Origin of the sequence: Pectobacterium sp. IFB5596 (assembly GCF_021432585.1) — a bacterium.
GTDB classification, from domain to species: domain Bacteria; phylum Pseudomonadota; class Gammaproteobacteria; order Enterobacterales; family Enterobacteriaceae; genus Pectobacterium; species Pectobacterium punjabense.
On the sequence record NZ_LXFY01000003.1, the window covers coordinates 108,809 to 122,787 of the forward strand.

Here is a 13,979-nt window from a genome sequence, read left to right on the forward strand (position 1 = left end):
TGTTGCGACACGCCATGTTACGTGGCTAACCACGATTAACTTTTAACCGACAACCCTTATATACTCTAAATAATTCGAGTTTCAGGAAGGCGGCAAGCGAAGGAATCCCGATGAGCTTACTCGGGTAAGTGATTCGGGTGACTGAACGCAGCCAACGCACATGCAACTTGAAGTATGACGAGTATAGGCGGGTGCTAAAAAGGAGACTGCAATAGTGTCTGAATTGTCTCAACTTTCCCCCCAGCCGCTGTGGGATATTTTCGCTAAAATCTGTTCTATCCCGCATCCTTCTTATCATGAAGAAGCATTGGCCGCGCACATTCTGGAATGGGCTAAAGAGAAAGGCATCTATACCGAGCGCGATCAGGTCGGCAACATTCTGCTGCGCAAAGCGGCAACCGCAGGCATGGAAAATCGCAAACCTGTCGTGTTGCAGGCACATCTGGACATGGTGCCGCAGAAAAACAACGACACCGTACACGATTTCACTACCGATCCGATCCAGCCTTACGTTGACGGTGAATGGCTGAAAGCGCGCGGCACCACGCTGGGCGCGGATAACGGTATCGGTATGGCTTCTGCGCTGGCAGTGCTGGCCGATCCGAACGTCGAGCACGGCCCACTAGAAGTGCTGCTGACCATGACGGAAGAAGCCGGTATGGATGGTGCGTTTGGTCTGCAACCTAACTGGCTTCAGGGTGAAATCCTGATCAATACCGACTCAGAAGAAGAAGGCGAGATCTACATGGGTTGCGCGGGCGGTATTGATTTCATTACCCGCCTTCCGCTGGAGCGCGAACTGCCACCTGCCGGTTACCACACGCTGAAGCTGACGATTAAAGGATTGAAAGGCGGCCATTCCGGTTGCGACATCCATCTGGGACTGGGAAACGCCAACAAGCTGCTGGCACGTTTCCTGTTCGAGCAAGCGAAGGCACTGGATATCCGCATTCTCGATCTGAACGGCGGTACGCTGCGTAACGCGATTCCGCGTGAAGCTTTCGCCACGCTGTCACTGCCTGCTGCTAACGTCGAACAGTTGAAAGCGCTGAGCCAGGACTATCTGGCCGTGCTGAAAAATGAACTGTCCGCCGTTGAGAAAAACGTAACCGTTCTGGTGGAAGCCAGCGACAGCAATGAGCATCCGCTGACGCAAGACAGCCGCGATCGCCTGCTGGCACTGCTCAACGCCACGCCAAACGGCGTGATCCGCATGAGCGACGAAGTCAAAGGCGTGGTGGAAACGTCGCTGAACCTCGGTGTTGTTACGATGGAAGACGACCACGCGGAAATTATCTGCCTGATTCGTTCACTGATCGACAGCGGCAAAGATGCCGTAGTGGGTACGCTGACGGCGTTGGGCGAATTGGCTGGCGCAAAAACGTCGCCAAAAGGTGGCTATCCAGGCTGGCAGCCGGATGCGCATTCACCGGTCATGGCGCTGGTTCGCGAAACCTATCAGAAGCTGTTCAACAAGACGCCGAACATCATGGTGATCCACGCAGGTCTGGAATGTGGTCTGTTCAAGAAACCGTATCCGGACATGGATATGGTTTCCATTGGGCCAACCATCACCGGACCGCACTCGCCGGATGAACAAGTTCACATCGGCAGCGTGGATCTGTACTGGAAATTGCTGACAGAATTGCTGAAAGCGATTCCGCCACGCGCCTAATCGTATTGCTGTAAAAACAAGGCGACGGATATCCGTCGCCTTTTTATTCCCAGCCAGCTCCTGCTATCCCCAATCAAATACCAACTGTCGCTCAATTTGTGGGTCGAGCAGCGTCACATGTAGCCCTACCAGACGAACACCTCGGGATTTACGCCGTTCCTGCCAGGTTTGTTGCGCCAGCTTCAACAGATCCTGTTTATTCAACATCGGCCACACATGTTCCTGTGTCGTTTGCTGAAAATCATCAAACTTGAGTTTGACGCCCTGACGCGCAATATGCAGATCGGGCTTTACCCGTTTCAAACGGACTTCCAATTCCTGATAAAGCTGTTCGATCAGGTTTTCACACTGTCCCCAGTCGTGGATATCCTGCGCCAGCGTCTTTTCCACCCCGACCGACTTCCTCAGCCGATCGGGTGAAATCTGCCGCTCATCGATCCCTTGACATCGTTCCCACAGCACGCGGCCAAATTTGCCAAACTCTTTGAGCAGATCTGCCAGCGCATACCCTCGAACATCTGCACAGGTATGCAGGCCTCGCTCTTCCAGCCGTTTCCCTGTCACTTTTCCGACGCCAGGAATCTTTTCCAACGGCAGCGTAAGCAGGAAATCATCAACCTGCTCCGGTGTAATCACATATTGTCCATTCGGCTTATTTAACTCAGACGCGACCTTCGCTAGAAACTTGATCGGTGCAATGCCCGCCGAAGCAGTGAGATTCAGTTCATTCACGATCGTTAGACGAATTTCTTCGGCAATGCGCGTCGCCGAACCGTTGCAGTGCGGGCTGTCAGTAACGTCCAGATAAGCTTCATCCAGAGAAAGCGGTTCGATCAGTGAAGTGTAGCGGGCGAAGATCTCTCTGATTTGACGCGAAGTAGACTTATACACCTCCATGCGCCCCGGTAACAACGTGAGTTGCGGACACAGGCGCAAGGCAGTTGCTGTCGCCATCGCACTGCGGACGCCGTAGCGTCTGGCAGGATAGTTAGCGGTACTAATCACACCACGTCGATCGGCGCTTCCACCAATCGCCAGAGGAATATCGCGCAGGCGCGGGTTATCACGCATCTCAATTGCTGCGTAGAAGCAGTCCATATCAACATGAATGATTTTGCGCATACTGGCCTCCGACAATACTGTACAAATATACAGATCAAAGCCAGTATAGACAAGCGACACGATGCTTACATGGTTACTGCACGATAAGCATAACCAGCTTAACTTCACCATGTCCGGCAGGATGGAAAGTCTGTTGATGATAGGCCACATCGCCAAGTAAAGGATGATGAAAACGTCGCTCGCCGCCTTCACGGGCGGTAACTGCCTGCTGCGACCACCAGAGGTTGAACTCGCGGCTTTCTTCACACAGCGCCATCACGATTTGCCGAACGGACTCGGTAGGCGCGTAATGACTTGATTCTGCACGAAACTCAGCCACAACACGCTTGGCTCGTTCCGGCCAGTCCACCACCAGCGATCGTGCCAATGGATTAAGAAACATGAAGCGCAGCAAATTTGGCTCTGGATCGCTTTCCAGCCATCCGGCAAACAGCTGTTCCGACGGCGCATTCCACGCCAGCATATTCCAGCAGCCATCCAGAAGATATGCCGGGCAAGCGATATGACGCAGGCTGGCAGTAACCTGTTCATCCAACGATGTGGCCCGATTCTGCTTCTGGGGGTCCTTCACACCAGCAAGGCTAAAAAGGTAGTCACGTTCGGCGGGTTCCAGTTTTAACGCCTGCGATAAACGAGTCAACGCGGATGCCGAAGCAGACACATCACGCCCCTGTTCAATCCAGGTATACCAGGTGGTGCTGATTCGGGCGATTTGCGCCAATTCTTCGCGACGTAATCCACTGGTGCGCCGCCGCCCAGAGGCAGGCAGCCCGACCATTTCCGGCGTAGTTCGCTCACGCAACGCCCGTAAGAAAGCCCCCAGCGCTTTTGGGCCGCTCAGAGAATTGGCAGACATAAACGTATTTGCAGACATCAGTCAGGCATCCTTTTCATCCCGCTCGTATAGGCAGATTACGGTGACAACAGCATCAATAAAAACTGTGCTAATCAAACAGGGAGTATTTTATACCCGTATAAATGCTCATATTGTACCCGTATTTTTCTCTCATTATAGTGTTCTCAGACCAAGGTCTTCTTTATTGGCAGGCGCGCCGCCGTTTAACCATTCAGAGAAAGCGAGAGCAATAATGAAAGAACAACAGAATCATAATCATCGCGTAGAACACCAATTCGGCTCACAGGCGCAGAACTACCTGACCAGCACGGTGCATGCGCAGGGCAAAGATTTAATTCAACTGGCCGCCTTATTAGCCCCTTTCCCACAAGCGCAGGTGATCGATATCGGCTGCGGGGCAGGACATGCCAGCTTCGCCGCCGCACAGGCCGTCGCAGAGGTTGTCGCCTATGACCTGTCATCTCAAATGTTGGATGTGGTAAGTCAGGCCGCTGTGCAAAAAGGGCTGAAGAATATCCGTGTTCAACAAGGCGTAGCCGAATCTTTACCGTTCGATAATGGCAGCGCAGACATCATCATCAGCCGCTATTCGGCCCATCACTGGCATGATGTCGGGCAGGCGCTGCGGGAAATGCGACGCGTCCTGAAGCCAGGCGGTCGCGTGATCATGATGGACGTCGTTTCGCCCGGTCATCCGTTGTTGGACATCTATTTGCAGACGGTAGAGAAGCTGCGCGACACCTCACACGTGCGTAATTACGCGCCAGGAGAATGGCTGAGTCTGTTTACAGAAGCAGGGTTTATCGTACGTAACGTCACCAGCGACAGGTTGACGCTGGAATTCAGCAGTTGGATCGCCCGTATGCGCACGCCAGAACATTTCGCTATCGCCATCCGTGAACTGCAAAAAACGCTGGCGGACGAGGTAGTGCAACATTTTGAGGTACAGGCCGACGGTTCCTTTGTCACCGACATTATGATGATAGAAGCTACCTGCGCCTGACGCGTTCTCTCCCGCAATGAACGACGTCAAATTGAGCGGCCCGCATCCTTTCGGGCCGTTTTTTGTAAATGTTATTTCCTGGCGCTTTTCAACGCTTGATTAATATGAAACCAATGATAATGTGATTTCGTTTTCATCGTTATCTATTCAACGACGAAGAAATATATACCGATAACGGCTGTCCCAGCGCTTTCGCTAAAACACCAGTAGCGCGACGCGGATGCCGCGTGTAGCAGGCAATTTTATTATCAGGAACCATAATGCAAAAAATCGCGCTGTCGTTTGCGATGTTGTTTTTTTTGCCTTCTCTTGTTGTTACCAGCGCCGCCAGCGAGACTTCGCCGCCGTTAGCGCCGATAGCAAAAGAATTAAAACAGCAATTATTAGGCTCTCCGATCTATATTCAGATCTTTAAAGAAGAGCGAATATTCGAACTTTATGCAAAAGTCGGCAACGAATATCGTTTATTGGAACAATATCCCATTTGTAAATATTCGGGCGGATTAGGGCCAAAACGCGTTGAAGGCGATTTAAAAAGCCCAGAGGGTTTCTATCAGGTCGACTTACGCCAGCTCAAGCCTGACAGCCACTATTACCGCGCGATCAATATCGGTTTCCCTAACGACTATGATAAATCACAGGGATATTCTGGCCGCTATTTAATGATCCACGGCGAATGCGTGTCGGTTGGCTGCTATGCCATGACCAACACCTATATGGATGAGATTTATCGCTATGCCGAAGCGGCGCTACGCAACGGGCAGGCGAAAATTGATATCGCGATCTACCCGTTCCGCATGACGGAACAGAACATGCAGCGCCACCGTAATTCCACCTACGCCAGCTTCTGGAAACAGCTTCAGCCGGGGTACGCTTATTTTAATCAGCACAATCAGCCACCGGCCATCACGGTTTTTAACGGACAATACGTCGTTAATCCACCGCTGATGACCAGCCAGCCGACCTTAAAGTATGCGCTCGCCGAAACAAAATAGAACGAATTCACCTGGCATGATCTGATGCCAGGTTTCGTTGCCCGTAAGCGGCTGCGTCGCCAGCACGGTAACAACATCATTGGGTGTTGTCTGCTGTTGGAAATCAATCTCTACATCCTGATCCAACAACGTCGCTTTACCAAACGGCGCACGGCGGGTAATCCAGTAGAGTTTGGTCGAGCAATACCCCATCACAAAGCGCCCGTCCGACAACAGCATGTTAAACACGCCTTTCTCCCGCAGGACATCCGCTTGTTTAGCGATATAGCGGAACACCGCAGGCCAGTTACCCGGCGTGCGCGGATAGCGCTCGGACAGCTGGGACAGCAGCCAGCAGAAAGCAAATTCGCTGTCCGTCTGCCCAACTGGGCGAAACATCCCCGTTTTCAGAGTGTTATAACCTTTCAACTGCCCGTTGTGGGCATACGTCCAGTTCCGTCCCCAAAGTTCGCGGGTAAAAGGGTGGGTATTTTCCAGCGCAACCGCGCCGCGATTCGCCTGCCGAATGTGTGAAATTACCGCACACGATTTTATCGGGTAATCCTGCACCAGCCGGGCAATCGGCGAGTTATAGCTTGGCAGCGGATCTTTGAACGTACGACAACCGTTCCCTTCATAAAAGGTGATTCCCCAGCCATCCCGGTGCGGCCCGGTGTTCCCACCGCGTTGTATCAGCCCGGTAAAGCTAAAGCAGATATCCGTCGGTACATTCGCGCTCATCCCCAGCAGTTCACACATCTGACTTCCTACCCTTCCCTTCCTGCCCTTTTAGAGCGTATTAATGCGGCTTACTGATCCGCCATCTCTTTTTCGATCAATTGAATCAGGATGTGAATCGCTTTGATATGGATTTCCTGAATACGGTCGGCATAGCCAAAGTGCGGAACACGAATTTCCACATCGGCCGATCCCGCCATTTTACCGCCGTCTTTCCCGGTCAGCGTAATGACCTTCATGCCTTTCGCTTTTGCCGCCGCAATCGCTTTAATAATATTGCCAGAATTACCGGAAGTGGAAATACCCAGCAGCACATCGCCTTCACGCCCCAGTGATTCAACGTAGCGGGAGAAGACAAAATCGTAGCCAAAATCGTTGCTGACACAGGATAAGTGGCTTGGATCGGAAATCGCAATGGCCGGATAGCCCGGACGGTTCTCGCGATAGCGCCCCGTCAGCTCTTCGGCAAAGTGCATAGCATCACAATGCGAGCCACCGTTACCGCAGGAAATCACTTTACCACCCGCTTTAAACGCGTTAGCCAGCAGTACCGCAGCGTTTTGAATCGACTGAATGTTTGCATCATCACTCAAGAAATTATTCAGTGTTTCTGCTGCTTCTTTCAGTTCACTACGGATTAAATCCTGATACATGGAATCCTCTCATTTTGTCCGGTGACAGTATCATCTTCTGCCATGCAGTGTAGCGGATCGTACCAACAGCGAGAAGCGCGTAATCGCGGGATCGAGAGGAACGCTGATGCCCGTCAGAAAACTCGCGACAGCCGCTTGGTTTGTGAAGTGAGTTGTAATTATGATGTAAACAAATTGATAAAAATAATCAGATAAACTACAACGAATATAAGCAACAGGTCAGACCTCTTATGACATTGGCCTATTACGCCTTATTTCACTGATGAAATCGTTCTCGCTTTCCACCGTCGTAAACACGTGGCTAAGGGGGAAAAATCCTTAATTCGATCACTATGCTGGAGACACGTTATGGTTGCTGTCAGTATCCTCCTCCTACTGATTATCATCGGCGCGATGTTTTACCATCGACTCAGTCTGCTGCTCAGCAGCGCCATCCTACTGGCCTACTTCGCGGCCATGTCCGCCATGTTGCTGTGGCCCGTCTGGCTGATGATTCCGCTCGTGATTCTGCTGATTCCGATTACGGTTCCTTCCCTGCGTCAAAAGCTGGTTTCCGCTTCCGCCCTACGCATGTTCCAGAAGGTCATGCCGCCAATGTCGAACACGGAAAAAGAAGCGATCGATGCCGGGACAACCTGGTGGGAAGGCGATCTGTTTCGCGGTGCGCCGGACTGGAAAAAACTGCATAACTACCCGCGTCCGCAACTGACCGCTGAAGAACAAGCATTTATCGACGGGCCAGTTGAAGAAGCCTGTCGGATGGCAAACGACTTTGAAATCACCCATGAACGTGCGGATATTCCACCGGAACTGTGGGCATTTTTAAAAGAACATCGTTTCTTCGCCATGATCATTAAAAAGCAATATGGCGGTCTGGAATTCTCCGCTTATGCACAAGCGCAGGTGCTGCAAAAACTGGCGGGCGTCTCCAGTATTGTGGCGATCACCGTCGGCGTTCCCAACTCACTCGGCCCCGGTGAACTGCTGCAACACTACGGGACAGAAGCGCAAAAAGATCACTACCTGCCACGTCTGGCACGCGGTCAGGAAGTTCCCTGTTTTGCACTGACCAGCCCGGAAGCCGGTTCTGATGCAGGTTCAATCCCCGATACGGGTATTGTTTGCTATGGCAACTGGCACGGGGAACAGGTCGTGGGCATGCGTCTGACCTGGAATAAACGCTATATCACACTCGCCCCCGTCGCTACCGTACTCGGGCTGGCCTTTAAGCTGTACGATCCCGATCACCTGCTAGGCGATGAGGATGACGTAGGCATTACCTGTGCGTTAATTCCGACGGATACCGACGGCGTTAAAATCGGCCGCCGCCATTTCCCGCTGAACGTGCCGTTCCAAAACGGCCCAACGCAGGGTGAGAACATCTTTGTTCCACTGGATTACATCATCGGTGGGGCGAAGATGGCGGGTCAGGGCTGGCGTATGCTGATGGAATGCCTGTCAGTCGGGCGCGGCATTACGCTGCCGTCTAATTCCACCGGCGGGCTGAAATCGATTGCCCTCGGTATTGGTGCTTACGCGCACATCCGCCGCCAGTTCAAAATCTCTATCGGTAAGATGGAAGGCATCGAAGAGCCGCTGGCACGCATCGCGGGAAATGCTTATGTGATGGACGCCGCCGCAACACTGATTACCAGCGGCATTATGCAGGGTGAAAAACCGGCGGTGCTCTCTGCTATCGTCAAATATCACTGTACCCACCGCGGCCAGCGCAGCGTGCTGGATGCGATGGATATTGCTGGGGGCAAAGGTATCTGTCTTGGCCCGTCCAACTTCCTGGCACGCAGCTATCAGGGTGCACCGATAGCCATCACCGTGGAAGGAGCCAATATCCTGACGCGTAGCATGATTATCTTCGGGCAAGGCGCCATTCGCTGTCATCCTTATGTACTGGAAGAGATGGCAGCCGCGCAGGCCAACGATGTGTCACGTTTTGACCGTGCGCTGGTTGGGCACATTGGTCACGTCGGCAGTAACAAAGTGCGCAGCTTCTGGCTTGGCCTGACCAACGGCCTTCTAAGCCGTGCGCCAGTGAACGACAAAACGCGTCATTACTATCAGCAGCTCAACCGACTCAGTGCGAATTTGGCGCTGCTGGCGGATGTGTCGATGGCCGTGCTGGGCGGTAGTCTGAAACGTCGCGAGCGCATCTCGGCGCGTCTGGGGGATATTCTCAGCCAGCTCTACCTGGCTTCCGCTACGCTGAAACGCTATGAGGATGAAGGACGCCAGAAAGCGGATCTCCCGCTGGTGCACTGGGGCGTGCAGGACAGTCTACATCAGGCTGAGCAGGCGCTGGACGATCTGCTGCGTAACTTCCCAAACCGCGTCGTGGCAGGTCTGTTGACTTTCATCATCTTCCCGCTGGGACGGCGTTGCGCTGCGCCGTCCGACCAGCTCGATCATGAGGTCGCCAAGATTTTGCAAACGCCGTCAGAAACACGTAGTCGCCTGGGGCGTGGGCAATATCTGGTTGCCAGCGAACATAACCCTGTCGGGCTGATGGAAGAAGCGTTGTTGGATATCATCGCCGCCGAGCCAATTTACCAACGTCTGTCGAAAGCCAGCGATAAACCGCTGTCATTCATACGATTGGATCAGTTGGCAGAGCAAGCGCTGGTGGAAGGTCAGATTACCGCGGAAGAGGCGAATATTCTGACCAAAGCCGAAGCCAGCCGCTTGCGCTCTATCAACGTGGACGACTTTGCGTTCGATGCACTGGCCGCCAATAAGCCCGCGCCCATACCGCAACCGGAAAGAAAAACCGAAGCAGCATAACAGCCTTATTTGCGAAATAGGAACGGTGATAATGGAATAGAAGAGTAAAGCGTCCGCGCCAGGGACAAAAACGTCAGGAACGTTTTTGAACGTCGCTTGCAACGGCCCTGAAAGGGGGAATCTCAGGGATGAGATTCCTATCTGCGCGGCTCGAGCTTACAGGGATGTACTCGCAGCGTCTTTACGATCTATCCATTATCACCGCTCAACAAGCTTTGTCAGTAAACCCAGCTCGGTTATACCGGCCTGTTCTTTCCTTTAAAGGCACATCAGTTGTAAAATCCACATCATCTTTCCTTCTGAATGAAACCCGACACATGGCTTACATCCCCAAGAACTACGCCAGACTTGAAAGCGGCTACCGCGAAAAAGCGCTCAAGCTTTTCCCGTGGGTATGTGGTCGTTGTTCACGCGAATTCGTCTATTCCAACTTGCGTGAATTAACCGTTCACCACATCGATCACGATCACAGTAATAACCCGGAAGACGGCAGTAACTGGGAAATGCTGTGTCTCTACTGCCACGACCACGAGCATTCGAAATATACCGATGCAGATATGTACGGCTCGACCGTCGTTGCAGGTGAAGATGCGCAGAAGGATGTTGGTGTTGCCACGCATAACCCTTTCGCGAATTTGCAGGCCATGATGAATAAAGGGAAGAAATAGAAGTAACAAATCATCGAATTGCCGCTCCCATCCGGTTCATTGACGGGAGCGGATCTTGAAATTGTGTGGCTAATTAAGCACCGCTCTGCCGTACACGCGCCAGTAGCGCATCCACATCAGCAATATGCGGAGCGGCCAGCACCAACGTCCTGCCCAGCGAAATCGCATGACGCTGACATGCCAGACGCGCTTCCGTCTCCTGAATGCTGTCCAAATCGGCGACATGTGCCAATCCTATCGTGCGGCGAATCAATTCAGTTCCACAGTAACCGATAGCATCCCGCCAAACCTGCTGCAAAAACAACGCGGCATAGCCCGACTCCGCCAGTGACGGATCGCGACTGTCATCTTCGCTTAATGCCAAGAAACGGGCGGAAAAGGTCTGCCACAGCGTACGAATATCTTCAAGACGCCGTTCACGCCCTGCCGCCGCCTCACGCGGAGCCAACAGCCCCGGCAGGCCGCAATAATTCAGCAGCAAGTTGCCGACAGCGGTGCCGACGTCAAACCCCATCGGTCCGTAGAAACCGAATTCAGCATCAATCGCCTTCAGGCGCCCTTCTGCCACAAAGATCGACCCGCTGTGAATGTCACCATGCAACAGCGCCTCGGCTTTGCTCAGAAAGCGGTGCTTCAGCCCAGCGACCGCCAGCTTCAGCGCTTTATCGTCACGCAATGCCTGCACATCCTGCGTCAACGCCGCATCAAACTGGTTTCTTTCGTGGTCGATATAAGGGTCGGTAAAAAACAGGTCTTCGGTAATCTGACACAGTTCAGGGTTGGTAAACTGGCTTACCGCCGCTTTCTTCTCATGCGGGTGCTGATAGAAATCAGAAGTATGGAATAACGTTTGTGCCAGATATTCCCCTAGCTGCGCTGCGGCCTGAGGATAATCCTCACCGTTCACCAGCTCGCTGCGCCAGATGCGATGATCGGAAAGATCTTCCTGCACCATCACCGCCAGTTCGGGATCGTGGTACAGCACGGCCACGGTATGCTGAGGACAAAAACGGGCGTGCGTCAGCAAGGTCTCAGCTTCAATACGGGCGCGATCGAGCGTCAGCGGCCAGGATTCCCCGACGCAACGCACATAGGGCAGCGCCTGTTTAACAATCACCCGACTGACGCCCGTTTCATCTTTAATTTTAAACACCAGATTCAGATTGCCATCGCCGATCTCTTCTGCGGCTACCAGCGTTTGCGGCTGACTGACACCGCCGTACTGACGGGCATATGCAACAGCGTTATCCGCCGTAAAAGTGCGGTAAAGTGACATTCCAACTCCTCGCTATTCTGAAATCAAACTTATTCTGGAATCAAAACCATTCTGAAATTAAAACTATTCTTAAATTAAAATGTTTCTGGAATTTAAAATACGGACATAAAAACGTTCGGACGTCTATACATCTATTAGGCATCTTGGCAGAATACGAATATCGATGCAACATGGATTTAACGACCTATGCAGACACTTAACACAACGAGCCTGAAAATCGTTGATAACCAATTGTGGATACTTGACCAGCAGGCGCTACCGCAAGAGAAACGCTGGAGCCCTTGCCCGGATGTCGCATCACTGGTTGAGCATATCCAGACGCTACGAGTACGCGGCGCGCCACTCATCGGCCTGTCAGCCAGCCTGCTGCTCGCGCTGCTGGCAGAGAAAGGATTATCACAGGCTGAACTGGCACTGGCGCTGGAGACGCTGCGGGCATCGCGTCCTACCGCCGTCAACCTGATGAACAATTTGGATCGCATGAAACTGGCGCTGGCACAGCCACAGTTTGTCGCAGCGCTGGTGCAGGAAGCCCTACGCTTAGTAGAGGAAGATCGTGCGCTGTGTGAACGCATCGCCGATCATGGCGCGGCGTTAGTGAAGCCAAATAGCCGCTTGCTAACCCACTGCAATACCGGCGGGCTGGCAACCGCAGGCATCGGCACCGCCATCGGCGTACTGCTGCGTGCACACCAGCAGGGGAAGGTCACGCAGGTGTGGGTCGATGAGACCCGCCCGCTATTACAGGGCGGACGCCTCACAGCCTGGGAGCTAGGCGAGCTGGGTATTCCCTATCATCTGATTTGTGATTCGATGGCCGCCAGCCTGATGGCACAGGGTCAGGTCGATGCAATTTGGGTCGGTGCCGACCGTATCGCGGCCAACGGCGATGTCGCCAATAAGATCGGCACCTACAGTCTGGCAGTGCTCGCGCACTATCACCAGATTCCGTTTTACGTCGCGGCACCGCACACCACGCACGATCCGGCATGCCTAGATGGTCGGGCAATTCCTATCGAACAACGCGCCGCAGCAGAGGTTACCGGAGTTTCCGGCAGCTTCGGCCATTGCCAGTGGGCACCGCAGAACGCTGCCGTCTACAACCCGGCGTTTGATGTCACCCCTGCCGCACTAATCAGCGGCTGGGTACTCGACACTGGCATAATCACCCCACAGGACGTTAAAGAAGGGATATTTCAGAACACACTGAAATAGAAAAATACATTTCAGTCATGTGGCTCTCCTCGGCGTAACTATTCTGTGGGTGAAACAAAGGTCTGTGAGTGAAACAAAGGCCGAGGAGATAATGGGCGTCTGAATGAGCCGCACGGACGCGGCGCAACCAATTCTCCAATATTACCCGGTCTCCACTACTCATTCTGACTTTTAACGTCCAGGTTATCGGCCCCATATAAAATAAATAAGCTAAAACACACGATGGCAGTCACGGTAGTAAAACCAGTCATACCTTTAGGATACCGCTCCTGAGAGGCGATCAAAATTTTCATTATGTATCAGATTAAAACCATTAAAGGCATTCCTTTCTTATTATTATGCTTATGATTATATGAATGTTTTATAAATTTACATGAGTCATCGGTTACCCCCTATTAATACAGAATATGAATATATAACAGAAACAACAATATAAATAAATCATTGCTATTTAGCTTTATTATTCATCAAAAATGACTATTGTTAATTGAGAAACTTTCTCACTCCATAGCCAACAGAGGAATTAACTCATGCCAATTTTTAAACGTTCAGTCTTGATTAACACTGTAGATTCCAAGCCGACAACCATGAACGCTAAACGTGTAACATGGGGACTATGCCTTATTGCTGCAAGTGCTTTGCTTTCGTCCAATACATACGCAGCGAAAATTCCCGATTGCGGTAAAAATGCGCCGAGCAAGACTCTGCCTACTCCACAAAATAGTGAATATGACGCTTACCGGAACGCGAAGATTAGTGCGGTAGATAAGAATGCAAATAATAAAATATTTAATAATAATGAAAAAATTCTTCCCGCGGCTGGAAAAAACGAAGTTTACTATGAATATTATTTAGGTTATGACGGTACTGGCGGGGCAGGTTCGCATCGTGCAGTACTGCTTGTGAGTATTCCAACAGGGAAACACAAAGTGTTGCAAAGTTATTATACGCAGGATCACTATAAAACGTTCTGCTCACTTCCATAATTAAGAAAACGGTAGAT

The 13,979-nt window shown here is 52.0% G+C and carries 12 protein-coding genes; 7 read left to right on the forward strand and 5 right to left on the reverse strand.

Annotated features, from left to right (window positions below):
• Positions 1-214: 214 nt before the first annotated feature.
• Entirely contained in the window at positions 215-1,675 is a 1,461-nt protein-coding gene (gene pepD / locus A6301_RS05520; RefSeq protein WP_107170989.1) for a beta-Ala-His dipeptidase, read from the forward strand.
• A 63-nt stretch (positions 1,676-1,738) separates the two neighbouring features.
• Here the strand turns inward: pepD and dinB are convergent, their stop codons facing one another.
• Entirely contained in the window at positions 1,739-2,797 is a 1,059-nt protein-coding gene (dinB, locus tag A6301_RS05525; protein ID WP_234257301.1) for a DNA polymerase IV, read from the reverse strand.
• 73 nt (positions 2,798-2,870) lie between these two features.
• On the reverse strand, positions 2,871-3,671 hold the full coding sequence (locus A6301_RS05530; protein ID WP_205540108.1) for a helix-turn-helix transcriptional regulator: 801 nt from the start codon (positions 3,669-3,671) through the stop codon (positions 2,871-2,873).
• A 214-nt stretch (positions 3,672-3,885) separates the two neighbouring features.
• On the opposite strand from A6301_RS05530, the gene A6301_RS05535 reads away from it, so the two are divergent.
• Positions 3,886-4,656, forward strand: a complete 771-nt coding sequence (locus A6301_RS05535) for a class I SAM-dependent methyltransferase (protein WP_234257302.1) — start codon at positions 3,886-3,888, stop codon at positions 4,654-4,656.
• Positions 4,657-4,916: 260 nt separating this feature from the next.
• The gene (dpaA, locus tag A6301_RS05540; RefSeq protein ID WP_005975731.1) at positions 4,917-5,651 is read left to right on the forward strand and encodes a peptidoglycan meso-diaminopimelic acid protein amidase; all 735 of its coding nucleotides are present in this window, start codon (positions 4,917-4,919) and stop codon (positions 5,649-5,651) included.
• Here the strand turns inward: dpaA and A6301_RS05545 are convergent.
• On the reverse strand, positions 5,622-6,389 hold the full coding sequence (locus tag A6301_RS05545) for a class II glutamine amidotransferase (protein ID WP_107170994.1): 768 nt from the start codon (positions 6,387-6,389) through the stop codon (positions 5,622-5,624). The two genes, dpaA and A6301_RS05545, sit on opposite strands and share 30 nt — an antisense overlap.
• Positions 6,390-6,439: 50 nt before the next feature.
• Positions 6,440-7,021: a D-sedoheptulose 7-phosphate isomerase gene (gene lpcA / locus A6301_RS05550; protein WP_005975726.1), complete on the reverse strand. Its 582-nt coding sequence runs from the start codon at positions 7,019-7,021 to the stop codon at positions 6,440-6,442.
• A 348-nt stretch (positions 7,022-7,369) separates the two neighbouring features.
• Between lpcA and fadE the strand changes: the two genes are divergently transcribed.
• Both fadE and yajD read left to right on the forward strand, forming a co-directional pair.
• Positions 7,370-9,817 (forward strand): acyl-CoA dehydrogenase FadE, encoded by a 2,448-nt coding sequence (gene fadE, locus A6301_RS05555; protein WP_234257303.1) that lies wholly within the window; start codon positions 7,370-7,372, stop codon positions 9,815-9,817.
• Positions 9,818-10,134: 317 nt separating this feature from the next.
• Positions 10,135-10,485 (forward strand): HNH nuclease YajD, encoded by a 351-nt coding sequence (gene yajD / locus A6301_RS05560; RefSeq protein WP_010282592.1) that lies wholly within the window; start codon positions 10,135-10,137, stop codon positions 10,483-10,485.
• Between the two features lie 73 nt (positions 10,486-10,558).
• Here the strand turns inward: yajD and mtnK are convergent, their stop codons facing one another.
• On the reverse strand, positions 10,559-11,761 hold the full coding sequence (gene mtnK / locus A6301_RS05565; protein ID WP_234257304.1) for an S-methyl-5-thioribose kinase: 1,203 nt from the start codon (positions 11,759-11,761) through the stop codon (positions 10,559-10,561).
• Positions 11,762-11,947: 186 nt separating this feature from the next.
• Here mtnK and mtnA point away from each other — a divergent pair, with 186 nt between their 5' ends.
• Together mtnA and A6301_RS05575 are read left to right on the forward strand one after the other, a co-directional pair.
• A complete protein-coding gene (mtnA, locus tag A6301_RS05570) occupies positions 11,948-12,976 on the forward strand; it encodes an S-methyl-5-thioribose-1-phosphate isomerase (RefSeq protein ID WP_215483405.1) in 1,029 nt (342 codons plus the stop codon).
• Positions 12,977-13,506: 530 nt separating this feature from the next.
• A complete protein-coding gene (locus A6301_RS05575) occupies positions 13,507-13,962 on the forward strand; it encodes a ribonuclease domain-containing protein (protein WP_215483403.1) in 456 nt (151 codons plus the stop codon).
• Positions 13,963-13,979 lie beyond the last annotated feature (17 nt).